Source organism: Cyclobacterium roseum, from assembly GCF_010119225.1.
In the GTDB taxonomy this organism is placed as follows: Bacteria; Bacteroidota; Bacteroidia; order Cytophagales; family Cyclobacteriaceae; genus Cyclobacterium; species Cyclobacterium roseum.
Window position 1 is genome coordinate 70526 of the sequence record NZ_WNKF01000006.1, and the last position, 25773, is coordinate 96298.

At 46.4% G+C, this 25773-nt stretch carries 23 protein-coding genes and 1 tRNA gene; 16 read left to right on the forward strand and 8 right to left on the reverse strand.

Going from position 1 to position 25773, the window contains the following annotated elements:
* Positions 1-117 precede the first annotated feature (117 nt).
* Positions 118-909 carry a class I SAM-dependent methyltransferase gene (locus GJQ68_RS10360; RefSeq protein ID WP_162417220.1) on the reverse strand — a complete coding sequence of 264 codons (792 nt, stop codon included), beginning with the start codon at positions 907-909 and terminating at the stop codon, positions 118-120.
* A 74-nt stretch (positions 910-983) separates the two neighbouring features.
* On the opposite strand from GJQ68_RS10360, the gene GJQ68_RS10365 reads away from it, so the two are divergent.
* Genes GJQ68_RS10365 through GJQ68_RS10375 form a run of 3 tightly spaced genes read left to right on the forward strand, consistent with a single transcriptional unit; the run spans position 984 to position 4226 of the window.
* A complete protein-coding gene (locus GJQ68_RS10365) occupies positions 984-2207 on the forward strand; it encodes a GWxTD domain-containing protein (protein WP_235941327.1) in 1224 nt (407 codons plus the stop codon).
* A complete protein-coding gene (gene rlmB, locus GJQ68_RS10370; RefSeq protein ID WP_162417222.1) occupies positions 2180-2971 on the forward strand; it encodes a 23S rRNA (guanosine(2251)-2'-O)-methyltransferase RlmB in 792 nt (263 codons plus the stop codon). Before GJQ68_RS10365 ends, rlmB begins: the two co-directional genes overlap by 28 nt.
* Before the next feature lie 13 nt (positions 2972-2984).
* Entirely contained in the window at positions 2985-4226 is a 1242-nt protein-coding gene (locus tag GJQ68_RS10375; RefSeq protein ID WP_162417223.1) for a DNA recombination protein RmuC, read from the forward strand.
* Here GJQ68_RS10375 and GJQ68_RS10380 read toward each other — a convergent pair.
* Positions 4223-4867 (reverse strand): SprT-like domain-containing protein, encoded by a 645-nt coding sequence (locus GJQ68_RS10380; RefSeq protein WP_162417224.1) that lies wholly within the window; start codon positions 4865-4867, stop codon positions 4223-4225. The two genes, GJQ68_RS10375 and GJQ68_RS10380, sit on opposite strands and share 4 nt — an antisense overlap.
* 181 nt (positions 4868-5048) lie before the next feature.
* On the opposite strand from GJQ68_RS10380, the gene GJQ68_RS10385 reads away from it, so the two are divergent.
* The 4 genes from GJQ68_RS10385 to GJQ68_RS10400 all read left to right on the forward strand — a co-directional run bounded on the left by GJQ68_RS10385 (position 5049) and on the right by GJQ68_RS10400 (position 11311).
* Complete coding sequence (locus tag GJQ68_RS10385) at positions 5049-6830, forward strand: FAD-dependent oxidoreductase (protein WP_162417225.1); 1782 nt, start codon at positions 5049-5051, stop codon at positions 6828-6830.
* Positions 6827-8692, forward strand: coding sequence for a 2-oxoacid:acceptor oxidoreductase subunit alpha (locus tag GJQ68_RS10390; protein ID WP_162417226.1), 1866 nt, complete (start codon positions 6827-6829; stop codon positions 8690-8692). The genes GJQ68_RS10385 and GJQ68_RS10390 overlap by 4 nt, the downstream gene beginning before the upstream one ends.
* Positions 8667-9719 carry a 2-oxoacid:ferredoxin oxidoreductase subunit beta gene (locus GJQ68_RS10395; protein WP_162417227.1) on the forward strand — a complete coding sequence of 351 codons (1053 nt, stop codon included), beginning with the start codon at positions 8667-8669 and terminating at the stop codon, positions 9717-9719. Before GJQ68_RS10390 ends, GJQ68_RS10395 begins: the two co-directional genes overlap by 26 nt.
* A 158-nt stretch (positions 9720-9877) precedes the next feature.
* Positions 9878-11311: an NADP-dependent isocitrate dehydrogenase gene (locus tag GJQ68_RS10400; protein WP_162417228.1), complete on the forward strand. Its 1434-nt coding sequence runs from the start codon at positions 9878-9880 to the stop codon at positions 11309-11311.
* A 204-nt stretch (positions 11312-11515) separates the two neighbouring features.
* On the opposite strand, the gene dinB is transcribed toward GJQ68_RS10400, so the two are convergent.
* Entirely contained in the window at positions 11516-12733 is a 1218-nt protein-coding gene (dinB, locus tag GJQ68_RS10405; RefSeq protein WP_162417229.1) for a DNA polymerase IV, read from the reverse strand.
* Positions 12734-12821: 88 nt separating this feature from the next.
* Between dinB and GJQ68_RS10410 the strand changes: the two genes are divergently transcribed.
* From GJQ68_RS10410 to GJQ68_RS10445, 8 genes are all read left to right on the forward strand, one after another.
* Positions 12822-13517: an XRE family transcriptional regulator gene (locus GJQ68_RS10410; RefSeq protein WP_162417230.1), complete on the forward strand. Its 696-nt coding sequence runs from the start codon at positions 12822-12824 to the stop codon at positions 13515-13517.
* A gap of 269 nt (positions 13518-13786) precedes the next feature.
* A complete protein-coding gene (locus tag GJQ68_RS10415; RefSeq protein ID WP_162417231.1) occupies positions 13787-14272 on the forward strand; it encodes a methylated-DNA--[protein]-cysteine S-methyltransferase in 486 nt (161 codons plus the stop codon).
* A gap of 53 nt (positions 14273-14325) precedes the next feature.
* Positions 14326-14787 (forward strand): GNAT family N-acetyltransferase, encoded by a 462-nt coding sequence (locus tag GJQ68_RS10420; RefSeq protein ID WP_162417232.1) that lies wholly within the window; start codon positions 14326-14328, stop codon positions 14785-14787.
* Between the two features lie 448 nt (positions 14788-15235).
* Entirely contained in the window at positions 15236-15577 is a 342-nt protein-coding gene (locus tag GJQ68_RS10425) for a hypothetical protein (RefSeq protein ID WP_162417233.1), read from the forward strand.
* Between the two features lie 236 nt (positions 15578-15813).
* A tRNA-Leu gene (locus GJQ68_RS10430) sits at positions 15814-15895 on the forward strand.
* 65 nt (positions 15896-15960) lie between these two features.
* Complete coding sequence (locus GJQ68_RS10435; RefSeq protein ID WP_162417234.1) at positions 15961-16854, forward strand: aldose 1-epimerase family protein; 894 nt, start codon at positions 15961-15963, stop codon at positions 16852-16854.
* Between the two features lie 69 nt (positions 16855-16923).
* A complete protein-coding gene (locus GJQ68_RS10440) occupies positions 16924-18849 on the forward strand; it encodes an ABC-F family ATP-binding cassette domain-containing protein (protein WP_162417235.1) in 1926 nt (641 codons plus the stop codon).
* A gap of 23 nt (positions 18850-18872) precedes the next feature.
* Positions 18873-20150 (forward strand): type IX secretion system plug protein, encoded by a 1278-nt coding sequence (locus GJQ68_RS10445; protein WP_162417236.1) that lies wholly within the window; start codon positions 18873-18875, stop codon positions 20148-20150.
* A gap of 46 nt (positions 20151-20196) precedes the next feature.
* Here GJQ68_RS10445 and cas6 read toward each other — a convergent pair whose 3' ends face one another.
* The 5 genes from cas6 to GJQ68_RS10470 all read right to left on the reverse strand — a co-directional run bounded on the left by cas6 (position 20197) and on the right by GJQ68_RS10470 (position 24399).
* Entirely contained in the window at positions 20197-21102 is a 906-nt protein-coding gene (cas6, locus tag GJQ68_RS10450; RefSeq protein ID WP_162417237.1) for a CRISPR-associated endoribonuclease Cas6, read from the reverse strand.
* Between the two features lie 110 nt (positions 21103-21212).
* On the reverse strand, positions 21213-22310 hold the full coding sequence (gene ychF / locus GJQ68_RS10455; protein ID WP_162417238.1) for a redox-regulated ATPase YchF: 1098 nt from the start codon (positions 22308-22310) through the stop codon (positions 21213-21215).
* A gap of 5 nt (positions 22311-22315) precedes the next feature.
* Complete coding sequence (locus GJQ68_RS10460) at positions 22316-23407, reverse strand: AI-2E family transporter (RefSeq protein WP_162417239.1); 1092 nt, start codon at positions 23405-23407, stop codon at positions 22316-22318.
* 118 nt (positions 23408-23525) lie between these two features.
* Entirely contained in the window at positions 23526-23876 is a 351-nt protein-coding gene (locus tag GJQ68_RS10465; protein ID WP_162417240.1) for a DUF3276 family protein, read from the reverse strand.
* Positions 23877-24051: 175 nt separating this feature from the next.
* The gene (locus GJQ68_RS10470) at positions 24052-24399 is read right to left on the reverse strand and encodes a 4Fe-4S binding protein (RefSeq protein ID WP_162343014.1); all 348 of its coding nucleotides are present in this window, start codon (positions 24397-24399) and stop codon (positions 24052-24054) included.
* Between the two features lie 202 nt (positions 24400-24601).
* Here GJQ68_RS10470 and GJQ68_RS10475 point away from each other — a divergent pair, with 202 nt between their 5' ends.
* Positions 24602-25624 carry an acyl-CoA reductase gene (locus tag GJQ68_RS10475; protein ID WP_162417241.1) on the forward strand — a complete coding sequence of 341 codons (1023 nt, stop codon included), beginning with the start codon at positions 24602-24604 and terminating at the stop codon, positions 25622-25624.
* The last annotated feature ends 149 nt before the right edge of the window (positions 25625-25773 follow it).

The window sequence follows — 25773 nt, forward strand, 5'->3', positions numbered from 1 at the left end:
AATAAGCATAGAGGGAAGGACAGATAGCCCTTCCCTCTGTAGTATGGAATCAACTCAGCGGATTACCTGCCGAAAGTGATAATACAGGTTCACGTTGTTTAGTAAACTAGGCATCGCTTAGCTTTTCTTTTCCGGCTTTTTATATAGGACATAAAAGAGATCCAACGCCTTTTCCGGATCGTCTACCAATAGGTAATCTTCATGGCTAATCTCTTCCACCGCTTTTCCTTGACTTTGGTGCAATTTGTTTCGGTTAAACCGATTAGCCAGTTCGTATGGAATTTTCAAAAGGCTGGCTGGCAAACGGTATTGAAGGTTAAGGAAGTCCCAACGGGTGATCTTTTCTACGGAGTTTTTATTGGCCTCGTAATACTGCCAAACCTTATCATTTCCTCCAATGCCTTTGGTCTCCACCTTATCGAAAATACCGGCACAGCATTCCTTTAATTGGTCCGGCGTGTATTCGCGGATATGCCAGGGATTTCTGGAAAGGGAAAATCGAATATTGGGAGTTGAAATCAAAGCCCTACCCCCTGGCTTCAACACCCGGTATATTTCTTCCAGGTACCAGCGGTCATTCTCAATGTGTTCAATGACCTGAAAGCTGACTACCGAATCAAAGGAAGCATCCTGCAAACTGGCAAGAGGAGGCAAATGTGCCTGCTCAAAGGTATAATCGGGATATTTCTTTTTTAACCTGTCTAAAATTTCTCCTATCTTGTCAATCCCATGATACGTATCAACCAAGGGTCCCAGGGCCGCCACTCCCCTGCCTTCGCCACATCCGATTTCCAGCAAATGGCCGGAAACGTAGGATTTGGCCACAATGTAGGCTTTGAATAGGCGTTGATGTATGGGATTATCACTTATCAACTTATCGGAAGTAATTTCCGTTGTATAGGTAGCCATTTAAAATTTCTTTATTTTGAACAAAATTAAGGTTAATTTTTAAACCAACTATGGAAATAACAAAGTCATTGCTCATGAGAACTATTATTGCATGTTTGGCCGTATGTTGCTTCTTCACCCTCTCCGCACATGCACAAAACAACCTTCAAAGTATAAACCAAAGCCTTCGGTATTCCAGGTATTCACGGATTTCATTAAAAGTAATCCCCATAAAAACGGCAGAAAGAACCTATACCCTACAAATGGTAGTTGAAAAAATTGAGGAAGACCCCAATTTTGAGGACTACCTGTTTTCGTATGTTATCGTCGGGGGATTCGAACAGGAGATTTCAGATGAACAGATCATCGCCCTGGACAGGGACCTGCTAAAAGCCGATACGGACCGGCATTTCTACTTTGAAGAAACCGTGGAAATACCTGCTTCTCAGGAAGCGGCCTACGTGGTATTCCAGGCACAGGATACCCGGCAAGAGGATCAATACGTCTATCACGCCGACCTTATAAGCCCTTTTGTACCCGAGCAACCTGATTTTGGTGCTTATTTTGGGAATGACATCCCATTTGATCAGAATTTTCTAAATGTAGACGAGTCCTTGTTATTCAGGAAAGAACAGGGTGTCAACTTACATCGGTATTACTATCCTCAAGAATTCCCACTTCCCTTGCCTCCCATGGAAACCAAAGCTCCCGAAGTGCCCAGAGAAACAGAAGTAATGGACGAAGGTAGTTTTTTGGTGAATGTGCCCGTTCCTTTCGATAAGTCCGGATATTACTTCATTCAGGGAGATACCAGTTCGCCGACAGGCCTGCTAATAAAGACGGTTAACAAGACCTTTCCCCGGGTAGCTACCTGGGAAGAAATGATCGAAATGGTCACCTACATATCCACCCGAAAGGAGCACGAGACCTTGCTGGAAGCCGAAAACAAAAAAACAGCACTGGACGAATACTGGATCCGGATGACCCGGGATGAGGAAACTGCCAAAACCTTGATTAAAGAATACTTTAGGCAGGTGGAGTTTGCCAATATCTTATTTACCGATTTTAAGGAAGGCTGGGCCACCGACAGGGGCATGGTATACATCGTCATGGGGCCGCCGCAGGAGGTGTACTTTGATGTGGATAAAGAAAGCTGGGTTTATCAGGCACAGGATTCAAATTCAAAAATAACCTTTACCTTTGCGCGAGTAAAAAATATGTTAACCCCCAATTATTATACATTGAACCGGTCAAGGGCCTATCAGCCAATCTGGTTCAAAACCATTACAGCATGGAGAAACGGAAGGATGGTTTTCTGATCAACCGAGATGAAAACCCTAAAGATTACATTTTTGGAATCAGACCGATACTGGAAGCCTTTCACGCCGGTCAGGAAATTGATAAACTACTGGTAAACAAGGAACTGAAAGGTGACCTTTTAAAGGAAGTAGTGACGCTGGCCAGGGAGAAAAACGTGCCCATCACAAAGGTGCCGGAAACCAAACTCAACCGGATTACCCGAAAAAATCACCAGGGCGTAATCGCCTACATGGGAGCCATTTCCTATGCTTCCTGGGAGAATGTAGTAGATGCCTGTTACAATAAAGGTCAGGCACCCCTGATCCTCCTGTTGGATCGCATCACAGATGTCCGAAATTTTGGTGCCATCGCCCGTACGGCAGAAGTTGCCGGGGTGCATGGTATCATCATCCCCGAAAAAAGCAGTGCTCAGATAAGTTCGGATGCCGTGAAAACCTCTGCCGGCGCGCTGAATTTTCTCCCGGTGAGTCGGGTCAGAAACCTGTACTATACCCTCAAAGACCTGAAAAAATTAGGTTTAAACGTGGTCGGAGTCACTGAAAAAACCCACCGAACGATCTATCAAGCCGATTTTTCGGCACCAACCGCACTGGTTATGGGCTCTGAAGAAGACGGGATATCCGATGAGCTGCTGGGTCTTTGCGATGAATTTGTGAAAATCCCTGTGTTGGGTGAGGTGGCCAGCCTTAACGTGTCCGTTGCGGCGGGGGTGGCCATTTACGAGGCCATTCGGCAACGCAGCTTGCCCGATCCGCAGGTCTAAAATCAGCCTGATAATGGAAACTTCATACCTGTTGTTCCTTTCACTGGCCGGAATAGGGGTTCTTTCCTGGCTGCTATTTAAAGCTGCCGCCAAAAACAAAGCGCTGGAAGAAAGCCTGAAGCTGGTGGAGCGGCAACAGCTGGAACAGGAATTAGAGAAAAAACACCAGGACAATCAGGCCAAGCTACTTCAGGAAAAACTTCAGTTTCAGGAAACCGAAATGGAAAAGATGGGAAAGCGATTCCAGCAGGAATTTGAATTGCTGTCCAACAGGATTCTGGAAGAAAAATCAAAGAAGTTCACCTTTCAAAACCAGGAAAACATTACCCGTATCCTACAACCCCTAAGCAAAGACCTGGAAGCCTTTCGCAAACAGGTGCAGGACACCTACACCCAAGAGGCAAAAGAGCGTTTTTCACTCGAAAACCGGGTTCGGGAGTTAGCCCAACTGAACCAAAAAATCAGCCAGGAAGCCCAAAACCTGACCAATGCCCTGAAAGGAAATTCCAAACTCAGGGGAAATTGGGGCGAGGCCATTCTCGAAACCATTCTGCAAAACTCGGGATTAGAAAAAAACCGGCACTACAGCATACAGGAATTTCTCAGGGATGAGGCGGGCAATCCCCTCCTGGGCATGGACGGCAAAAAAATGCAGCCCGATGTGATCATCCATTATCCGGACGACAAAAAGGTCATCATCGATAGCAAGGTTTCCCTGCTAGCCTACGAGCAGTACTGCAGCGAAGACATGGAAGCAGATCAACAAAGCCTGCTGAACCAACATGTGAAAGCCGTTAAAACGCATATTGATCAACTGGCAGCCAAACAATACGAAGCCTATGCGCAAGCGCTGGATTTCGTAATCATGTTTGTACCACTGGAAGCGGCCTATATGGTTGCCATACAGGCCGATGAGCGCCTTTGGGAATATGCCTACAAAAAGCGGGTTTTGCTTATCAGTAGCAGTAACCTGATCGCAGCACTGAAGCTCATAAAAGACCTTTGGATCCGGGATGACCAAACTAAAAATGCCCTGGAAATCGCTGAAAGAGGAGGTCGAATGTTCGATAAATTTGCCTCCTTTCTAAAAAGCCTGGAAGATATCGGAAGGCACCTGGACCGCTCGCAGGAAAGTTACCATACCGCCCTGAAGCAACTAAAAACCGGCAAAGGAAACCTGGTTTCTCAGGCTGAAAAATTAAAAACCCTGGGCATCAACGCCCGAAACCAACTGCCCGGCAGCCGGCAGGACTAAAAGGGTCCCTCCGGATCTTCCTCCACCAGAGTCACTTCGGCATGAAGGGAGATCAGGTATTTTCTCCCTGTGGACCGCTCCAGGCACAGCACCCTGCTTCTCTTGGTTTCCAACTTTTCAAAAACCCTGTGTTTTAACCCAAAAGTAGTTCCCGGCTTCAGGTCCCCCAGGAGTAGCCCCGGAACCTTACCGGGAAGGGTATCATACTTTTTTAATTCTTTCATCAAAAAGTAATCGGCCCCGGTACTGGCTTTAGGATTTTTCAGATGTAATCGAAGGGGTATTAAAACATCTCTGGGAAAAACGGTAATTTCAAGCATGGGTTCCATCAAAAGCCGAAAAGTCCGCTTCCACTCCGGGCCATGAGGCTTGATTCCCCGACGCTCGAAGTCTCGAAATACACGATGATGGGCAATCTCATGAATCAGGGTAATCAAAAATTGATAGGGATTCAGATCGTGATTGATCGTGATCTTTTGAATCTTTTGGTCCTTTCTATACCGGAAATCTCCCAATTTGGAAGACCTGGACCGGCTAATTACCAGTTCAAATGGATCTTCCTTCCACAACGAAAAGCAATAAGCTACCGATCCTGCGGGCAATTTATTGCCCAGTTTTTGATTCCAATTATCCAGCGTCATATCCCTATTTTCTGCTGGTCAAAATTAGTCCTTTTTAAGGAAGTTATAAAATTAATAAATTACCCCTCACACCTTTCAATTAGGCATCTGAACAAATTATTTGGTCATTCATTTGTTTTGATGACTTTATTTTACAAAATTATTCTGCGATAAGTAGAAAGAAGAATAAACCCAGAATGCCATGAAACCTACCGATACCCGCGATCCGGAGTATTACCACAAAGTGGTGGACTGCCAGTACGCTTGTCCGGCGCACACCCCGGTGCCGGAGTACATTCGTAAAATTGCCGCAGAAAAGTACACCGAAGCCTATATGATCAATTGGGAATCCAATGTATTCCCAGGAATACTGGGCCGAACCTGTGATCGCCCCTGCGAGCCAGCCTGTAGACGGGGCCGGGTGGAAGAAGAACCCGTAGCCATCTGCCGCCTGAAACGAGTAGCTGCCGACCAGAAAGGAGATGTGCAATCCCTCATGCCGCATGCACCTTTTCCGGCCAATGGAAAAAAAATTGCCCTGATCGGAGGAGGGCCTGCTTCCCTGACCGTTGCCCGGGACCTGGCTCCGTTGGGCTATGAAATCCATCTATTTGACGAACAGATTGCCGGTGGAGGCATGATGCGCAGTCAGATCCCTGCATTCCGCTTACCGGAAGAAGTATTAAACGAGGAGGTGGGGTATATTCTAAATTTGGGGATTCACACCCAGTTTATGACCTATGTAGAAAGCCTGAAAGCCGTATTGGATCAAGATTATGATGCCGTTTTTGTGGGTACCGGTGCTCCCAGAGGAAGGGATCTACCGAAATTACCCGGCAGAAAAGAAGGGGATGCATTCATTCACATCGGCATCGAATGGCTTGCCAGCGTGGCTTTTGAGCATGTTGACAAAATAGGCAAAAAAGTAATCGTATTGGGAGGCGGCAATACAGCCATGGATTGCTGTCGTACTTCCAGAAGGCTGGGGGGCGAACACGTGAAAGTGGTCGTAAGAAGCCCGTTTAAAGACATGAAAGCTTCTCCCTGGGAAAAAGAAGATGCCCAACACGAGGACGTAGCCATTCTGGACAACCACGTACCGCTGAGTTTTGAAGTGGAAAACGGAAAACTAACCGGAATGAAATTCCAACGAGTAAAGGCCCATTATGATGATAAGGGTAAACGAAAACTCATACCTACCGGAGAACCGGATGTATTTATCGAAGCGGATGAGGTGTTAATCGCCATCGGCCAGGAAAACAGCTTTCCCTGGATCGAACGGGACATAGGATTGGAATTTGACGAATGGGAAATGCCCGTCGTAGATAAGGTCACCTTTCAGTCAACTCATCCCAAGGTATTTTTTGGAGGAGACGCAGCTTTTGGGCCGGAAAATGTAATCACAGCCGTGGCTCATGGCCATCAGGCAGCAGTATCCATGCACCAGTTTTGCCAGGAAAAAGACCTTCACCAGCGGCCTGCGCCCTACACCAACCTATTCAGCACCAAGATGGGCATTCACGAATGGAGCTACGACAGCCCGGTTACCATAGATCAGCGCTACCTGGTGCCCCAGGCTCAAAAATCCATCACGTTGGTAGATAGGAGAAAAGAGGTGGAATTGGGCTTTGATCCTCCTACCGGCTACAAAGAAGCCCAACGCTGTCTGAACTGCGATGTGCAAACCGATTTCACCGCCGACCGTTGCATTGAGTGCGATGCCTGTATGGATATCTGTCCTACTTCCTGCATTACCTTTACCGGAAATGAAGCGGATGAAGACCGACTCCGGGAAAAGCTCCTTGTCCCCGCCGAGAACAAGTCCCAGGACATTCTGGTCTCCGAAACCTTAAAAACAGGAAGGGTGATGGTAAAGGATGAGGATGTCTGTCTGCATTGCGGTCTTTGCGCCGAAAGGTGTCCCACCTCTGCCTGGGACATGCAGCAATTTTTCTATAGTGTTACCAAAGCAGAAAACGTATGACTATTTCCAGTTCTCTCCCCCGACCGGAAGCGCGGGTTAATGATTTTGTTGCCCGATTTGCCAATGTCAACGGAACGGGATCGGCCAGTGCCAATTTTCTATTTGCAAAAGCCATCTTTCGAATGGGCATCCCCGTCACTCCCAAAAACATCTTCCCTTCCAACATTCAGGGATTACCAACCTGGTATGAAGTACGGGTAAGTGAAAAAGGATACCTGGGACGAAGGGAAGGAATTGACCTGCTGGTGGCCGTAAATGCCCAAAGCATGAAGCAGGACATTGCCAGTGTGCGCGAAGGGGGCTACCTGATGTACGACAGCACCAAAAAACTGGCCCCGGAACTGATCCGAGACGGCATTCATTACCTGGGTGTTCCCATGATGGAACTGGCCAATGAAAACTTTAGCAATCCGAGGCAGCGACAATTATTTAAAAATATTATTTACGTAGGCGCATTGGCAGTTTTACTGCAAATCGAATTTTCGGTATTGGAAACCCTACTGAAAGAACAGTTTGCCGGCAAAGAAAAATTAATTGCGCCCAACCTAAAGGCACTGAAGCTGGGCATGGACTATGCCCGGGAACACTTTGATTACCCCCTGGATTTCTATCTGGAGAGACGGGATTTGATCGGAGATAAAATCATGGTGGACGGAAATACCGCCTGCGGTCTGGGTGCCGTTTATGGCGGTGCCACGGTGATGGCCTGGTATCCCATTACACCTTCCACTTCGGTTGCAGAAGCCTTCGAAAAATATGCTTCCAAGTACCGGGTCGATCCGATAACAGGCAAAAACCAATACGCTGTAGTACAGGCGGAAGATGAACTGGCCGCCATGGGGATGGTAATCGGGGCTAACTGGAATGGAGCGAGGGCACTTACCGCTACCAGCGGACCAGGGGTTTCCCTGATGAATGAATTTATCGGTCTTGCGTATTTTGCCGAGGTGCCTGCCGTACTTATTGACGTGCAACGAGCAGGTCCCAGCACGGGCATGCCCACGCGGACCCAACAATCGGATATCACCCTTGCTGCCAATGCTTCGCACGGGGACAGCAAACATCCCCTGCTCTTCCCCACCACCCCCAAGGAATGTTTCGAGATGACAGCTGAATGCTTTGACCTGGCAGATCGCCTTCAAACCCCGATCATCCTGATGACGGACCTGGACCTGGGTATGAACGACCATATGAGTGAACCCTTTCAATGGGAAAAGGACCGGAAATACGACCGGGGAAAGGTGCTGAATAAAGAAGAGCTGGATGCCATGGGCCGTTATGGCCGATATCTGGACCAGGAAGGAGACGGGATTCCCTACCGCACTTATCCGGGCACCCACCCAACCAAGGGTGCTTTTACCACACGGGGAACCTCCCGGGACGAATATGCCGTCTATACCGAGGACAGTGCGGCCTACAAAAGAAACATGGACCGTTTGCTGGTAAAATGGGAAACCGCCAAATCACTCGTACCGAAACCTCAACTGTATCAGGAAACAAATCAAAGCGATTGGGGCATGTTGTTTTTCGGAACGTCTGCCTTCTCTTCAGAAGAGGCCCGGGATCTGCTGGCCGCCAGGGAAATCCCATTGGATGCCCTGCGCATCAAGGCATTCCCCTTCGGACAAGAAACGGAGGCCTTTGTCCGCTCCCACCAACTGGTATTTGTCATCGAACAAAACCGGGACGGGCAAATGCGCAGTCTGCTCATTCAGGAAATGCAACACGATCCCCATCGGCTGGTATCGATTCTGAATTACGATGGCATGCCCATTACTGCCGATCAGATTGCCCTTAAAATCGCCGATTATTTAAAACAAAACAACGCTGTGCCCCATGACCTATCTGAAACCCTTATTTAGACACCCCCGTTTACCTAAAAACAAACTAGGGTACACACTCAAAGAATACGAGGGCGGCATTTCCACCCTTTGTGCCGGATGCGGACATGATAGCATCAGCGCCACCATCGTGCAGGCCTGTTTCGAATTGGCCATTGAACCCCACCTGGTAGCAAAAATCTCCGGAATCGGGTGCTCTTCCAAAACCCCGGCTTATTTTCTGGGAAATTCCCACGGGTTTAATTCCGTGCATGGAAGAATGCCATCCGTAGCCACCGGAGCCAATATGGCCAATAAGAACATGGTGTACTTCGGCGTATCCGGTGATGGAGACACGGCTTCGATCGGGATGGGACAGTTTGTTCACGCCATCCGTCGAAATCTGAACATGGTATATATCGTGATGAATAACGGCTGCTACGGCCTGACAAAAGGACAAGATTCGGCCACGGCAGACGTGGGATCGGCTAGTAAATCAGGCCACATCAACCCCTTTCAGCCGGTAGATCTCGCCAGCCTGGCGGTGGATTTAGGTGCCACCTTCGTTGCCCAAAGTTTCAGCGGAGACAAACAGCAACTGGTTCCTCTCCTCAAAGCCGCCATCCAACACCAGGGACTCGCCTTTATCAACGTGATGTCGCCCTGTGTCACCTTCAACAATAATCCCGGATCCACCAAATCCTACGATTACGTGAGAGAGCACATGCATGCCACGGGAAAGACGGACTTTGTACCCCAGGAAAAATCCATTCAAGCAAGCTATGCCGAGGGAACAGACACAGCAGTGACGCTTCACGATGGGTCGGTCATGAGCCTCCACAAGCTGGCTCCGGATTGGGACCCCGAAGACCGGCTTTCCACCGTCAATGCCATGCAGCAGGCCCGCGCAAAAAACGAAATCCTCACCGGCTTGTTGTACATTCATACTGGATATGGGGATTTACACCAAATCCTGAACACTTCGGATACGGCATTGAACAGCCTGGACGAAAAAAGCCTTTGCCCGGGTCAAAAAACACTGGATACCATCAACGCAGGCCTACGCTAACCGGTAATTTCTTTCTGAAATAAATGCCAAAATTTCGCAGTCATATGCGGGGAACGATGATTTATTTATAAATTTAAATAATGCTTTTTATAATAAACATAAATAAAAATTAATAAATATTCCGCTTTACTTTTGTGCCGGACCAAAAATAAACGCACATGCAATCAATTAGTGTAGCCCATGGAGACGGTATTGGACCCGAAATCATGGAGGCCACCCTGCAGGTTTTGCAGGCGGCAGGAGCAAAAGTAAAGTGGGAATCGGTAGAAATGGGCGAAAAGGAATACCTGGCTGGAAATAGCAGCGGTATTGGCAAGGCAGCCTGGGAAAGTATCCGCAAAAACAAGGTGCTTCTTAAAGCTCCGATGACTACTCCACAGGGAGGCGGGTACAAAAGCCTGAATGTCACCCTTCGCAAAAGCCTGGGACTTTTTGCCAACGTCAGGCCCTGTAAAAGTTTTCATCCCTTTGTTCCTACCAAACACCCGGAGCTGGACCTGGTGGTAATTCGTGAAAACGAAGAGGATCTCTACGCTGGCATTGAGCATCAGCAGACAGACGAGGTGGTACAATGCCTCAAACTCATCACCCGCCCCGGATGCGAACGAATCATCCGGTATGCCTTCGAATACGCCCGGCACTACCAACGCAAAAAAGTAAGTTGCTTCACCAAGGACAACATTATGAAACTGACCGACGGGTTGTTTCACCGTGTATTCAAAGAAATCGCCCTGGAATATCCAGACATCGAATCCGACAATTGGATCATTGATATCGGAGCTGCCCGGCTCGCCGATACACCGGAAATGTTTGACGTACTGGTCATGCCCAACCTGTATGGCGATGTGGTATCCGACATCACCGCTCAATTATCGGGTTCCGTCGGTCTGGCAGGATCGGCTAATATCGGAGAAAAATGCGCCCTGTTTGAGGCCATACACGGTTCGGCTCCTCCGCTGGCGGGCAAGGATCTGGCAAATCCCTCCGGATTACTGCGTGGAGCCATTCTCATGCTCAATCACATCGGACAGCCGGAAGTAGCCGAAACCATCAAAAATGCCTGGTCCTGTACCCTGGAAGAAGGCATACACACCGAGGAAATCTTCCGTCCCGGGCTAAGCAAACAAAAAGTCGGCACGCGCGACTTTGGCAGGGCGGTGATCGAAAGACTGGGGAAATTGCCCAAACAACTCAAGCCGGTTTCCTATGCCAAAGAGGTACGAATCCAACTTCCTCCCTACCAACGGATGGCGCCCGGTAAAAAAACACTACAGGGGGTAGACCTCTTTATCGATTGGAAGGGTAGCGATCCCGAGGAACTGGCGGCAAAAATACAGGAGCTGCATCCCGCCTACCGACTCACGATGATCACCAACCGGGGTGTAAAGGTATGGCCTGAGGGTTTTGAAGAAACCTTTTGCACAGATCATTGGAGATGCCGTTTTGAACTGATAGCCGAAAATGCCAAATCCGCGATCGGAATAGCCGAACTGTTAATCCATGCCATCCAAAAAGACATAGAAGTAATCAAAACCGAAAACCTCTATGCCTTCGACGGGCAAAAGGCCTATTCCCTGGGACAAGGCCAGTAGCATTTTTCACGCCGTCACCCACCCGGTGACGGCGGTTTTTATTTCAGCCTCGCTAAATGGAGGCTATTGGTTTAGCGTTTTTCCAAAACCATCGGCGGGACAACCGGTTGCGATTCGGAGACTATTTTTTCGGCAAGAATGCCTTTATCGAGTGATTGGAACCAGGATGAAGCCGGGAATTTATAAAACAAAAATCCCAATCATTCAAATTTCCTTTCCGTTAAACGGATTAAACCGTCTGCGTCCCACCTGCATGCCTACGGCCCGGCAAACGGTTTTGTCCCCGTATTTTCCATTGATTCGATCAAGTGCCTGATAAAGGGATATGCGCTCTTGGCTGTCCTCAAACAGATTTATCTGGTAGTTTCCGTGAACGAGGCCGCTGAAGCGAAGTCCTATCAGGCGGATCAACAAACGCCGCTGATACAATTGGTAAAAAAGGGCTTTGACCACCGGAAGCAGGCTGTGGTCTGCGGCGGTATAGGGCACCTGACGCTGCACCGTATGCGTGTCAAAGTCCGAGTAGCGGATCTTGACAGCCACGGTAGACGCGAGTTTTTGCTGCCAGCGCAATTTACCGGTAAGCTGTTCGGTCATGGCCGTAAGTGTGGCTTCCAGCAAACGTAAATCGATGGTATCGGTTTCGAAGGTATTTTCAGACGAAATGGATTTAGCCTCCGAATAGGGCCGGATGGTGGAGCGGTCGATGCCGTTTGCCTTTTCCCAGATGAGCCGCCCATTTTTTCCAAACGCTGATTCCAGCAGTTCTGCTGGCATGGCCTGCAGCGTATGGATTTTTTTTACGCCCATATTGTACAGACTGTGTGAAGTCTGCCGCCCGATCATCGGAATCTTACGCACCGAAAGGGGAGCCAGAAAGGGCTTTTCCTCGCCGTGGAGTACTTGTTTTTCGTTGTTGGGCTTGGCCTCTCCCGTAGCCACCTTGGAGACGGTTTTATTGGCTGAAAGTCCGAGCGAAATGGGCAGACCACTTTCCTGTATGATCCTTTGCCGCAATTCGCTGGCCATTTTAAAGCAACCAAAAAACCGGTCCATGCCGGTGTAGTCCACATAAAACTCGTCGATAGATGCTTTTTCAAAAAGCGGCACGCTTTCACGTATGATGTCAGTGATTTCATGTGACTTTTGACTGTACCTGGCAAAATCCCCCCGAATCAGCAATGCCTCCGGACAAAGTTGCCGGGCGGTACGTATGGGCATGGCCGAGTGGACCCCAAACTTCCTGGCTTCGTAGCTGCAGGAAGCCACCACGCCCCGGTCTCCCGTACCACCGATCAAAATGGGTTTTCCCTCTAGGCGATTGTCATACAACCGCTCCACTGATACAAAAAAACTGTCCAGGTCCAGGTGCACAATATTCCGCTTATTTTCCGCATCCTCCTCCCCTTTCTTTACAAGCATTACAATGTTAATATTATTGACATTTTTATGTTTATAATTTAAACATAATGTTTTAAATTTGTTCATCTCTGGCTTAAATAATTTATCCATGTACCTGCATGCTAATATCAAATTCCTACGCAAAAGAAAAGGGCTGACCCAATCCATCATGGCCGAAGGCTTGGGTATTAGCCGTTCGAAGCTGGCCGGGTATGAGCTGAATGTGAGCCCGCCGCTGGATACGCTGGTTCGCATCTGTGAATACCTGGAGGTATCCGTAGATCTGATGCTGAAAGAAAACCTCGAAAAATACACCGCCCATCGCCTGATGGAAGTGTTGGAAACCAGCCGTTACCTAAAAGGCCGGGAGTTGCGCATCCTGGCGACCACGGTGGATGCCAGCGGTCGGGAACTGATAGAGGTGGTTTCCCAGAAAGCGAAAGCCAGCTATCTGGCCGGTTTTTCGGATCCGGATTTTATAGGAGAGCTGCCCCGGTTTCAACTCCCATTCCTGCCCCAGGATAAAAAATACCGGGTATTTCAGGTAGATGGAGACTCCATGGAGCCCATTCCGGACGGATCCTGGATTGTTTGTGAGTACATGGATGACTGGACCGAGATCCGGGATGGAGCAAAATACGTGGTGGTCACGGCCCAGGACGGCGTTACCTTCAAGCTGGCCTATAACCTATTAAAAGAAAAAAGGCAACTCCTGCTCTGTTCGAGTAACCCCTTGTATAAACCTTTCGAGGTAGCCGCCGATGCCGTTCGGGAAGTATGGAAGTACCGCATGATGATGGTATGATGTCCGATTAGTTGGTATAAACTGAAATTAAACCTACCTTTACGCCATCGAACACCCATCGATAATTAATTTCCGGCAACATTTTCTGCCGAAACCTGTTAAAAATGCTTATCCCTAATTCCGGTGTCATATCGTATATGCATCGATAGACGCATGTATTTTTAGTCTAAAAAGGGCCAGGCAACGATTATCTCATTGGAAAGTACAGCAGCAAGTCGCTGCCTCAGTTAGGGTTAAACCTTGTTTTTGGTTTTAAAGTTGTAGAGGATATGAAAGAAACAGTGGTAATGGCGTCTCCCTTAGGTAATATCCGTCTCATCGCCGAGGAGGGCTTTCTCTTGTCCTCTCATTTTACGGAAGACGAGGTGTCTGAAAAAGCCGATTCCCCCTTTTTTCTGGACATCATGGCCCAACTGGAAGCTTATTTCAAAGGGAAACTTACCGTTTTTGATATCCCCGTGGGAATCGGTGGAACTACATTTCAAAAATTAGTCTGGATGGAAGTTAACAAAGTACCCTTTGGACACACCGTTTCTTACCATGACATTGCCAAATCACTGGCTAAGCCCACTGCTGTTCGTGCGGTAGGAGCTGCCATCGGTGTCAACCCGCTACTGGTAATTATTCCCTGTCATCGGATCATTGCCAGCACCGGGGAGCTTACCGGCTATGCCGGAGGCTTGTGGCGAAAATTGAAATTGCTGCAACTGGAGTCCAAAGACAAGCCCGGCAATCAATTTGATCTGGGTTTTTAGATTTCTGCCGGGCAGTTACTTTATTTTGCTATCCAACTTCCTTATTTTTGATCATGGAAACGGTCAAAATTCTCCCTTTTAGCGATGCTTTAGCACCCTATTTTCTATCCATCAACCGGGAGTGGATCGAACACTATTTTTGTATGGAGCCATTTGATGTGGCGCAGTTGCAATCTCCTCGTGAAACCCTGATCGAGCAGGGCGGGGCAGTGTTATTTGCTCAGTGGAAGGGCGAAATCGTGGGCACGGTTGGACTTAAAAAAACCGGTGACCGGCAGTACGAACTGATCAAAATGGGGGTACTTCCCAAAGCCCGCGGGCAAAAAGTCGGACTGCTGCTGGGACAAGCTGCCCTTGACTGGGCAAAAGAAAAAGGAGCCCAAAAAGTACTGCTTTACAGCAATTCCATCCTTGTACCGGCCATTGCCCTGTACCGAAAGTTAGGTTTCAGGTACATACCCATGGAATCGGGTACCTATCAGCGCTGCGATGTAAAAATGGAGTACTTGTTTTAACTTACGAATGCCAGCCAGATTTCAATTTTTAAGTAGGTTTAACCGGACCAACAGTAGCCACCCGATTCGGATCAGCTACCCGAAAAACGGTTATTGCGAAACGCACAAAAATAGTCTCCTATAAACTTTCTGCTGTTTAACGTGTTAACGTCACATGGATAATCAACTGGATGGCATTGATTCGTATCAATTTATCATTTAATGGTCTGAACGCATCGTAGCACCGCAGGCCATTTTTTCAGTATTCGGCAACTCTGTTAAGCAATAATAAAATTCATGAAAAAATTTAAAAAATCTGAAATAGTACTAATGGTCTTGGTGGTTATTTTGATCGGAGTATCAGAATACTACTTCCTCATTGTCGGAGAACCCCTCAAAGCCATTTTCATAGGGTTGTGGTGCCCGACCATATTGGGTTTTTTGATACTATTTAATATGAAAAGATAAAATGGAAAACACAGACGTAATCATATTGACAATCGTAGTGGTGATCTCCTTTGTGGTTTTTATCGTCACCTCTGTTCGGGAATTCAGTCGCATGGAGGAAGAACCTTATGAATATGAACCGGCCTCTGGTCCTACCCGAGCGGCCTTGTTCAATGCGCTCAGTTCATTACTTGAAGAAGCAGACTACCCTACAAAAAAAAATAAAAAGCGAAAGGGGCCCATCAAGCGCAGCATCTCGGATATGGAAACGGATGGGGTACATTTCGATGAAAGGAAAAAAAAGCCCCGGAAAGAGCGAAAGTCAAAAAAGAGATCTGAAGATAACGATCAGAATAAAAAGTAATTTCTTCCACACGTTTTCAATATCCAATAATTGGATGGCCCCTACCCTTTAATTCCGTTTTATCCCTTAAATGGTTTCCCATTTCGATACCGTTTTTTCCAATTGCCATTTGGAACCGGGTTGAAGGTGCAGGTATTGCGCCGACGACCCAAAAGTCATCTTACTGACTCCTTAAATTTGTCTTCCCATTTGTTTGCACCGATAGCGATATCTTACTAGTTTTGCATCTCCAATTTGCGCACGTGGTGAAACTGGTAGACACGCCATCTTGAGGGGGTGGTGCCTTCGGGTGTGGAAGTTCGAATCTTCTCGTGCGCACCCTACCTTTCCTTTTTCGGGAAAGGTTTTTTTTTGAACAGAAAATTTACGATTTTGACCAGCTAATGACTTCCTCTAAATCGTTTTACCTAAAAAAAGGGCCGGTAGAAGCCCGATTTTCCAGCTTAGGTGCAGAGTGTACCTCTCTTTGTTTTCACGGGCTCGAATACCTTTGGCAAGCCAATCCCTCCATTTGGGGCAGGCATTCCCCGGTACTTTTCCCCATCGTGGGCCGACTTCAGGACGATCGGTATACCTATCGTGGCAAATCCTATTCGCTAACGCAGCATGGTTTTGCCAGAGACCGGGAGTTTTCGCTGCTGGACCAATCTCAGGATAGCCTGCTATTCTCCCTGAAATCGGATGAAAAAAGCCTGCAGGTCTATCCCTTTGCGTTTGAACTACAAATCAGGTACACGCTCAGCGATTCCGGCATGCGGGTAGATTACCGGGTCATTAACCCCTGCGCTGATGAGAAGCTGTGGTACAGCATTGGGGCTCACCCAGGATTTGCTTGTCCACTAGAACCGCAAAAAGAATCTCTGGAAGATTACCAACTGGATTTTGGGCGACAAGACCTCTCTTCCCTTTCCCTGTATGTCCTCGAGAAGGGACTGATCGGTTCCGAGAGAAAATCCCTGCCCCTCGAGAACGGAAAACTGAATCTGGATTGGGAATGTTTTCAAAACGATGCCTTAATTGCAGACGTGGGTCCGGTCACTTCCGTTTCGATACGCAGTCGTAAAACGGGAAAAGGCTACGCCATGGATTTTGAGGAGTTTCGCTGGCTCGGTCTTTGGACCAAACAGCAGGATGCGGGGTTTGTCTGCATAGAACCCTGGAACGGAATTGCAGATAGCCTCACGCACAATGGTAATTTCCAGGAAAAAGTGGGCATTCAATCCCTCCCTCCTGAAGGCGTGCATAAAGTGGGCTTTGAGTTGACCTTATTCCATTAAAAACACGGCGGGATAAAATCCTTTTTTGCATTGCTGCCATTTACCACATAGATTTCTTAATTTTGCAGCATGTTATCCATCAATAATCTATCCTATTACATCGGGGGTCGTCCCCTGTATGAAAATGCTTCCTTACACATCAAGCCCAAAGACAAAATTGGACTGGTAGGCTTAAACGGAACCGGTAAATCCACCCTGCTCAAAATCATCGATGGGGATTTGCAGCCAAGCAGTGGTGAAATACAAAAGGCCAAAGATTGCAGTGTTGGTTTTTTGAACCAGGACTTGCTTTCATTCCAGTCGGATGACAGCATCCTGGATGTGGCCCTGGAAGCTTTTAAGGAAACCCTTTCCCTGCAAGAGGAAATCGACCGGGTATTAAAACAGATGGAAACGGATTATTCGGATCAGATCCTACAAAAGCTGGCGCATTTGCAAGAACGGTTCGAGGCCAACGAAGGCTATACCATCAAAGCCAAGGCAGAAGAAGTACTGGAAGGTATTGGTTTTCAGACGGCAGATCTGAGTCGGCCGCTCAAAACCTTTTCCGGAGGATGGCGAATGCGGGTCATGTTGTCCAAGCTTCTGTTGGAAAAGCCAGCGCTGCTAATGTTGGATGAGCCTACCAATCACCTGGATTTGCCTTCCATTCAATGGGTTGAAAATTACCTAAAGGCCTATGAGGGAGCCGTAATGGTGGTGTCCCACGATCAGACCTTTCTAAACAATTGTACCGAAACTACGGTGGAGGTATCCCAGGGAAACCTGACCAGCTATGCCGGTAATTACGCTTTTTACAAAAAGGAAAAGGTGGCACGGGAGGAAATCCAGCAAAACGCCTACGAGAACCAACAGCAGATGATCAAACAAACGGAACGCTTTATTGAGCGATTCCGTGCCAAGGCTACCAAGTCCAACCAGGTGCAGTCTCGGGTCAAGGCCCTGGACCGGCTGGACCGGGTTTCGGAGGTGGTCCGGGATGAGGTGTCGGTCAATTTTAAATTCAAGTTCTCCCAAAAATCAGGCAGGGATGTGGTCGTGTTGGATGGGGTTTCCAAGTCTTTCGGAGCGCTGCAAATCCTGGACAATGCCCATGCACGCATTGAGCGGGGAGATAAAATTGCCCTGATCGGTGCGAACGGAAAGGGTAAATCCACTGTATTACGGATCATTGACGGTTCCGAACCCATAGCGGGGCGCAGAGAGGAAGGGTACAATGTGATCAAGTCCTTTTTTGCCCAGCACCAGTTGGAAGCCCTTGGAATCAATAATGAAATTCTACAGGAGTTGGCTCAGGCAGGTAGTAAAAAAACAGAAACGGAACTCCGAAATGTATTGGGTTGCTTTTTGTTTACCAATGACGATGTTTTCAAAAAAATCAAGGTGCTTTCAGGAGGGGAAAAATCCCGGGTGGCCCTGGCCAAGACCTTGATCTCTGAAGCTAATTTTTTACTTCTGGATGAGCCTACCAATCACCTGGACATCCAATCGGTCAACATTCTGACCCAGGCCCTGCAGCAATACGAAGGGACTTTTGTCACCGTATCCCACGACCGGCTTTTTATTAAAGAGGTAGCTAATAAGATCTGGTATATAGAAGATCATAAAATCAAGGAGTACCCGGGTACCTATGATGAGTACGTGTACTGGCGTTCCCAACAGGCTCCTAAAGAAGAAAAGCCTACTGCTGCCCCCGTTTCGAAAAAAGAAAGTCGGCCGACCAATGGTAAATCCAACACCGACCGGCAAGAAGCCGGGGAGAAAAAGCAAATCCGGGAAAAAGCCATCGCGCTGGAAAAACTGGAAGAAGATATTACGGTCTTGGAAAATAAAAAATCAGCCCTGGAAAATGAAATGGCAGCTCCAGCCGTTTATGAAAATGAAGAACGGATGCAGGAACTACAGACAGAATACGCAGTGCTTCTGAAACAGGAAGCCAGCCTGAATAAAAAATGGGAAGCTTTGGCAGAACAAATCGAAAACCCAACGGATTGATGGTTTATCTCCAATTCCAAGCGATGAAACATTTTTTTCTACAGCTGCTCCTTTGGCTCGGCCTACTGGTCGCCGGTCCGAGACTGGTAGCACAGGAGGTATACGAAGACCGTGTATTTGATACTAATATTCATACCGTTCAACTATTTCCAGCTTCCGCAGATTTTCAAGCCCAGATGACCGCTCCGGTGATTTCCCTGAGCAGCCCAACGCCTTTGGTACTTCAGTTTGATGACATTGCTTACGAAGCAGACCGGTATTCTGCCAAGCTTATCCATTGCAATGCCGACTGGACCCAATCAGGCTTGAGAGATGCCGATTTTCTCGAGCAGTACAACGAGTACAATGTCAATTCTTATGAATACAGTATTAATACCCGTATTCCGTATATTCATTACACCTTTCAGATCCCAAGAGTAAACCGTAGCGGGAATTACATTATAAAAGTATATCGCGGCAGGGATGAATCCAAAACGATTTTCACCAAACGCTTTATGGTCTACCAAAATCAGGTAAGTATCGGTGCCGAGGTCGTGCCTGCCAGTCGGAATGAAAACCGAAGGACCCGCCAACAGTTGGATGTAACGGTCAATTATGGTAATCGGGAATTGGTAGACCCCAGGAACCAAACGGTCCTGGTCATTCGGCAAAACCAACGTTGGGACAATGCAATTTATGGATTGAAATTCACCCAAATTCGGGAAGATCTGAAACAGTTGCAGTACAATCATTTTGACGGCTCCAATACGTTTTCGGCAGGGAATGAGTTTCGATTTGTAGACCTGCGTTACGTACGGACCAGAGGCAGAAACATCGCCGGCATTACCATGAAAGAAGATGCCGTATTTGCGGAAGCAGGTATGGATCAAAGTAGAAAAGGGCAGGGTTATTTGGAATACCTGGACATCAACGGGCAATTGGGAATTTTTAATGTTGAACGCCAAAACCACGATCTGGAAAGCGAATACGTATTACTCACCTTTAATCTGGAATCGAAAGAACTTCCTGCTCCCCCATACGTGCTGGGGGCATTAAGTCAATGGGGAAATAAACCCGAGTCCAAAATGGTTTACGATGCCGAAGAAGAAAGGTACCAGGCTTCTTTATTTCTAAAGCAGGGTTGGTATGACTACCTCTATGGCATCGCGGATAAAGAAGGTTGGGATACCGAGTCTTTTGAAGGGAATCATTTTCAAACCGAAAACGAATACGAGCTCTTTTTTTATTACCGGGATATGGGATCCCGCTACGATGAACTGATTGGCTATGGGGTCGTAAACCCCAATAAAAGAAGGTTTTGAAAAAGACATAAAAAAACCCAGATCATTTTCCGGGTTTTTCTATTTTTTAATCCTCTAATTCTGAAGAATCGGAACTGTCTTTATCACCTTCGGCTCTTTCGTCATTTCTTCTGGGCTCGTGTGATTGGGATTGCGAACGATAGGGTATAAATCCCTCCCGCTTAAACTTGTACGGCTCGGTTCGTTGACTGGGCATATTATTGGCCAGATCCAACATACCAAAACCTTTGTGGGTAAAAGCACCCAAACCACATTTAAACACAAAATCCTGCACTTCTTCCGCCGCGTACAAGGTAAAGGGAAGGGTATATCCCCTCACTTCGTATTTTACGTCCATGTCATACACCGAATAAATTCTCGCAAATTTTTTCTGCTGTTCCCGCAGTTTATTTACGTAATTCATGTCCGGTACCACTTGAAATTTGTAGAAGGATTCCATCTGCTCCTGGTTAAACCACCCCGATTTCTCCATTCGGGTGAGGGTGGATTCGTAAAGCAGGTCTGAAAATTCATCTGTGTCCGGATTAATAAACCTTTTCCCGGATTCATCATCGAAGGTAGGCATCAACAACACCAAAGGAGAGATACAGACAAATTTGTTGGACGTTTCCAGGGGCGGTTCAATCTCTTTTTCCGTGTATTCAGGAGACAAAATCAGGTTTCCCAACTCAATTTTAGGGGTTTTAAACACCTGCTCCAATAAGTAATCGATAAACGATTCATCAGGAGCGGATACGACCAGAGTGACTAAGCTGGAGTAATAGTGCAGCCCACTTCTACTTACTTTTGTCTGACCTTTCAGGCCAGAAAAGTTGAAGTAATTGTAGTTAAAAAACGCTTCTTGTCCTCCCTTAACGATCAGACCTTTGAGAAATTGAGCCAAAATGTACTGGTGGTGAAAGGGTAAGTAAGCACCTTTGTTCTTTAAAGAAAATATTAATCTTATTCTCACGACATTAAAAATGAAAAGTTAAACAATAATTTATTACATCATTACAACAGAAATAACTAATTTATGGGTAAATAAGTTGCAACAAACATAATAATAAAATTTCAATTTATTTACACATTGAACCTAAAATGCATGATATCCCCGTCACAAACTACATATTCTTTACCTTCAACTGCAATTTTCCCGTTTTCACGGCAAACTGCCTCGGTTTTGTACTGCTTATAATCCCCCAATTTGATCACTTCGGCTTTGATAAACCCTTTTTCAAAATCGGTATGAATCACACCGGCAGCAGCAGGTGCCTTCCATCCATTTTTGATGGTCCAGGCCCGTACTTCCTGAACACCAGCGGTAAAATAGGTTATCAAGTTTAATAGTTTATACGCAGCAGCTATCAATCGGTTTAGCCCACTTTCCTCCAGCCCGTACTCGGCCAAAAACAGGTTCTTTTCTTCCACTTCCTCAAACTCAGCTATCTGGGCCTCCAATGCGGCACATAGTACGATGACTTCCGCATTCTCTTTGCCTACCTCTTCTTTCAGCTTAGTGACGTGATCATTCCCCTCCTGAATACTATTCTCATCCACATTGGCCACGTACAGTACCGGCTTGATCGTCAGTAGGTGAATATCTTGCAGGGCTTCCAGGTCATCCGAATCGGCCTCCACTGCCCGGGCGTTTTTCCCAGCCTTTAGTGCTTCCTTGAATTTAAGCAGGCTTTCCATGGCTTTTTTGGCCTTGGCATCGCCACTCTTTGCTACTTTTTCTATCCGGATGATTTTCTTCTCAACGGATTCCAGATCTTTGAGCTGCAGTTCGGTATCGATGACCTCCTTGTCAAATACAGGGTCTACTGAACCGGCTACATGAACTACATTGGGATCTTCAAAGCACCGGATCACGTGAATGATGGCATCTACTTCGCGGATATTCGCCAAAAATTTGTTTCCAAGTCCTTCTCCTTTACTGGCTCCCTTCACCAAACCGGCAATATCTACAAATTCAATCACGGTCGGTATCACTTTCTGTGGATGGACCAGACCTTCCAAAATTTGTAATCGCTTATCCGGAACGGTTACGACACCCACATTGGGCTCAATGGTGCAAAAAGGGAAATTTGCAGCTTCCGCTTTTGCGCTGGATAAGGCATTGAATAAAGTTGATTTCCCCACGTTGGGCAGGCCAACAATCCCACATTTTAATCCCATGAACGTTATATCTTATCAATTTTAAATATTCTATACTCCCTGTATCCCTTGTAAAACTCCTGGATAGAAACCCTGAAAATGGTATACACGGGTATCGCAAAAATCATCCCCAACACTCCCGCAATTTTTGCACCCACAAAGATAATAACAAATATCTCAAGGGGATGGGCTTTTACGGATTTAGAAAAAATAAATGGCTGTAACACGACGTTGTCGCTTAATTGTACCACGGAAAACACGGCTAATATCTTAAATAAGAAAAAATACACTTCACTGGCAGCACCAAATTCTCCCGTGGAAAACCCCACCAATACCCCAAATATAGCCCCTAACAAGGGCCCTGCGTAGGGAATTAAATTCGCCACCGCGGCAAACACCGCTATGGTCATGGCATATTCCACACCAGCGATGGTCAGCCCGATTGAAGCAATCGAAAATATCACTGAAATCTGAATGAGCAATCCCAACAGGTAATTGGAAAGCAGGTGTTCCACTTTATGAAAAGTAGCTACCGAAAGTTCAAAATACTTATTAGGAATAAAATTCAATAAATTTCTGCGAAGTAAGCCATTTTCCAGCAATAGAAAAAAAGTAATGAACCCCACGGCCAAAATACTTATAAAAAAGGTACTGGTGGTGGATATTACCCGGTTTATAAAGCCCTGAATGTTCACCTCGTTTAGACTACTGATCAGGTTTTCTTTAACCAGTCCTATCAAATAGCCCGGTTCGTTATTGATCAGGTTAAGTTGAATCAATATCGCCTCCAGATTATCGATAGGCCTTTGAATCTGGTCGTAAAGGTAGGTGATGTCCAGATCGGTAAGTAATTCTATCTGCGTCCGAAGAAGCGGTAAAAAAAGCAAGACCAGAAAGAAGGCTACCAAAATCACTGCCAGAAAAGACAGAATGATGGCAACGACTCGGGGTATGTGCCGCCCCATGACATACAGATTATTGATCTTATTGGTCAAAGGGCGCAGCGCAGCAGCCAAAACCAATGAAAACATGAAATACAAGCTGATGTCAGAAAAATACCAACCCAATAAAAAGACAAGCAGCGTGAAAACGGTTGCCGTAAGGATTACTTTGAGCATGGATCAAAAATAACAAAAAAAACGAATCACGGGATGGTATTTGTTGTATTCCAACAAATTGTCCCAAAATTCGCTTATAAAAGCTTTAAATCTGGCTGAAACCGGGGCGACAATTAAACTATTCCCACTTCAGGTCTTCCCCAAATTTATTGTTATCGTTATTGCTTTCAGAGGCCTCCGGCTCCACATCAAACTGGGAAAAATCAAAGTCAGCCATCAAGTCATTTTTCACATGATCCACAGCATCCTGAAGGGCTTCAACGAACTTCGCAAAATCTTCTTTGTATAAGAAAATTTTATGCTTTTCGTAGAAAAAATTATCGTCCTTGATTTTCCGCTTACTCTCCGTGATGGTCAGGTAATAGTCATTGGAGCGGGTAGATTTCACATCAAAAAAATAGGTTCTCTTTCCGGCCTTTACCCTTTTGGTGAAAATTTCATCTCTTTCGTAATCCTTGTTATTTTCCACTATCCAAACATTTTAATTTTTTGTAAAAATCGATTTAGTGCCAAGTTAAATCAATTCAACTATTAAATTCAAGTTATTGTCCGTTTTTTTTTCCAAAAACTGTGATAATCTTCAAATTACCTATTGGAAAAGACAATTTTATGACTACAAAAGACTGTTTTTTCTTGCAATCTCCCTATTCTCCGTGGAGATATTGCTTTTTCGCCAGCAACTCTTCTTCAGACTCCCGGTGGTCGGGATCATCCACACAGCAATCCACCGGACAAACTGCAGCGCACTGCGGTTCTTCATGGAACCCCGTACACTCCGTGCATTTTTGTGTCACGATGTAATAAAACTCGTCGGATACAGGCTCTTGCTTTTCTTCCCCACTGACCACTGTTCCGTCTTCCAACGTCACTTCCTTCAACTCGGTGCCGCCACCCCAGGTCCATTCAATACCTCCTTCATAAATCGCAGTATTCGGGCATTCAGGTTCACAGGCACCACAATTGATGCATTCGTCCGTTATCATTATTGCCATTGTTATTCCATTTTTGTTTGTTCGCAAAACTACTAACCAAAATACAATCTCACAAGCAAAAAGATTCCCCTTTGGCTAATTTTAATTCGCCTACATTAATTGTTATACTAACTACTTCCTTTTCCCTTTGTTTCGCTTTCTTTATCTTTGCCTGATTTCAAAAATTAATCCTACTCGCAATCCGATTCCGATCAGAATACCTATGGATATTAATCAAAGACTGTCCGCCCTTTCCGCTCTTCATGAGTACCTCGATAAGCTGCCAGAAATGGAGTTGGCAGCCTTATTTGATCAGATGCAGAACCAAAACAGCTGGTTTACTCCCGAACAGTCCCGCCATGCCTTGAAGGGGATCATCGCTTACCTCAGACCTGATCACCTCCAGTGGTGGGCAAGCCGGTATACATTTGAAGAAAACGAATCCTTTCTGTCTAAAAATATCGGCCTTATCATGGCTGGCAACATTCCCGGGGTAGGTTTCCATGATCTTTTATGCGTTTTGGTGGCAGGTCACCGCGCCTGCGTGAAACTGAGCACTTCCGACCGGGTAATCATCCCCTGGCTGGGCGATCAGCTCAGCGAAATAGACCCTACCCTGGCAAAAGCCGTTTCGTTTGAAGAACGGCTGGTAGGTATGGATGCCTACATTGCTACAGGTAGTGATAACTCGGCCCGTTATTTTGACTATTATTTTGGCAAATACCCGCATATCATTCGAAAAAACAGGACCTCGGTGGCCATCCTGGACGGGCGGGAGGACCAGCAGGAATGGAACCTGCTTTCGGAAGATATTTTTCGCTATTATGGACTAGGCTGTAGGAATGTTTCCAAGGTGTTTTTTACAGATAAAGAACAGATTCAGTCGTTTATGAAGGGCATGGACCCGGCCAGCCAGGTCATCAACCACCATAAATACCTAAATAATTACGAATACAATAAGTCCAAGTACCTGGTGAATCGAAGTCCTCACCTGGACAATGGCCACCTGCTTCTGGTGGAAAGCGAGGAGTTGGTATCCCCTATCTCGGTAATCTATTACGAATTGTATACCGATAGATCACAATTGCAAGCAACCCTGGGGGCTCAGGACGACAAGATTCAATGTATCGTTTCCAGAGATGGCTGGTGGAAGGGCAGCATCCCCCTGGGGACCGCCCAATCACCCCAACTGGACGACTATGCCGATAAAGTGGATACCCTACAATTTCTGCTGGACTTAAAGTAAGCCTTTCTATTAAAGAAACTAGGAACACCTTTGTGTTTTTAAATCCTTTATAAATAAGCAGATTGAAGGGGCATTTTGGCCGATTAACAGGTGATTTTCGTATCTTTGCCCTTTAATTTAACTTTCAATTTATAAACTTAAGTATAACT

Excerpts from the sequence above, each read along its gene's own strand:
- GJQ68_RS10360 (WP_162417220.1), bottom strand. The coding sequence starts at position 909 with ATGGCTACCTATACAACGGAAATTACTTCCGATAAGTTGATAAGTGAT.
- GJQ68_RS10365 (WP_235941327.1), top strand. The coding sequence starts at position 984 with ATGAGAACTATTATTGCATGTTTGGCCGTATGTTGCTTCTTCACCCTC.
- rlmB (WP_162417222.1), top strand. The coding sequence starts at position 2,180 with ATGGAGAAACGGAAGGATGGTTTTCTGATCAACCGAGATGAAAACCCT.
- GJQ68_RS10375 (WP_162417223.1), top strand. The coding sequence starts at position 2,985 with ATGGAAACTTCATACCTGTTGTTCCTTTCACTGGCCGGAATAGGGGTT.
- GJQ68_RS10380 (WP_162417224.1), bottom strand. The coding sequence starts at position 4,867 with ATGACGCTGGATAATTGGAATCAAAAACTGGGCAATAAATTGCCCGCA.
- GJQ68_RS10385 (WP_162417225.1), top strand. The coding sequence starts at position 5,049 with ATGAAACCTACCGATACCCGCGATCCGGAGTATTACCACAAAGTGGTG.
- GJQ68_RS10390 (WP_162417226.1), top strand. The coding sequence starts at position 6,827 with ATGACTATTTCCAGTTCTCTCCCCCGACCGGAAGCGCGGGTTAATGAT.
- GJQ68_RS10395 (WP_162417227.1), top strand. The coding sequence starts at position 8,667 with ATGACCTATCTGAAACCCTTATTTAGACACCCCCGTTTACCTAAAAAC.
- GJQ68_RS10400 (WP_162417228.1), top strand. The coding sequence starts at position 9,878 with ATGCAATCAATTAGTGTAGCCCATGGAGACGGTATTGGACCCGAAATC.
- dinB (WP_162417229.1), bottom strand. The coding sequence starts at position 12,733 with ATGCTTGTAAAGAAAGGGGAGGAGGATGCGGAAAATAAGCGGAATATT.
- GJQ68_RS10410 (WP_162417230.1), top strand. The coding sequence starts at position 12,822 with ATGTACCTGCATGCTAATATCAAATTCCTACGCAAAAGAAAAGGGCTG.
- GJQ68_RS10415 (WP_162417231.1), top strand. The coding sequence starts at position 13,787 with ATGAAAGAAACAGTGGTAATGGCGTCTCCCTTAGGTAATATCCGTCTC.
- GJQ68_RS10420 (WP_162417232.1), top strand. The coding sequence starts at position 14,326 with ATGGAAACGGTCAAAATTCTCCCTTTTAGCGATGCTTTAGCACCCTAT.
- GJQ68_RS10425 (WP_162417233.1), top strand. The coding sequence starts at position 15,236 with ATGGAAAACACAGACGTAATCATATTGACAATCGTAGTGGTGATCTCC.
- GJQ68_RS10435 (WP_162417234.1), top strand. The coding sequence starts at position 15,961 with ATGACTTCCTCTAAATCGTTTTACCTAAAAAAAGGGCCGGTAGAAGCC.
- GJQ68_RS10440 (WP_162417235.1), top strand. The coding sequence starts at position 16,924 with ATGTTATCCATCAATAATCTATCCTATTACATCGGGGGTCGTCCCCTG.
- GJQ68_RS10445 (WP_162417236.1), top strand. The coding sequence starts at position 18,873 with ATGAAACATTTTTTTCTACAGCTGCTCCTTTGGCTCGGCCTACTGGTC.
- ychF (WP_162417238.1), bottom strand. The coding sequence starts at position 22,310 with ATGGGATTAAAATGTGGGATTGTTGGCCTGCCCAACGTGGGGAAATCA.
- GJQ68_RS10460 (WP_162417239.1), bottom strand. The coding sequence starts at position 23,407 with ATGCTCAAAGTAATCCTTACGGCAACCGTTTTCACGCTGCTTGTCTTT.
- GJQ68_RS10470 (WP_162343014.1), bottom strand. The coding sequence starts at position 24,399 with ATGGCAATAATGATAACGGACGAATGCATCAATTGTGGTGCCTGTGAA.
- GJQ68_RS10475 (WP_162417241.1), top strand. The coding sequence starts at position 24,602 with ATGGATATTAATCAAAGACTGTCCGCCCTTTCCGCTCTTCATGAGTAC.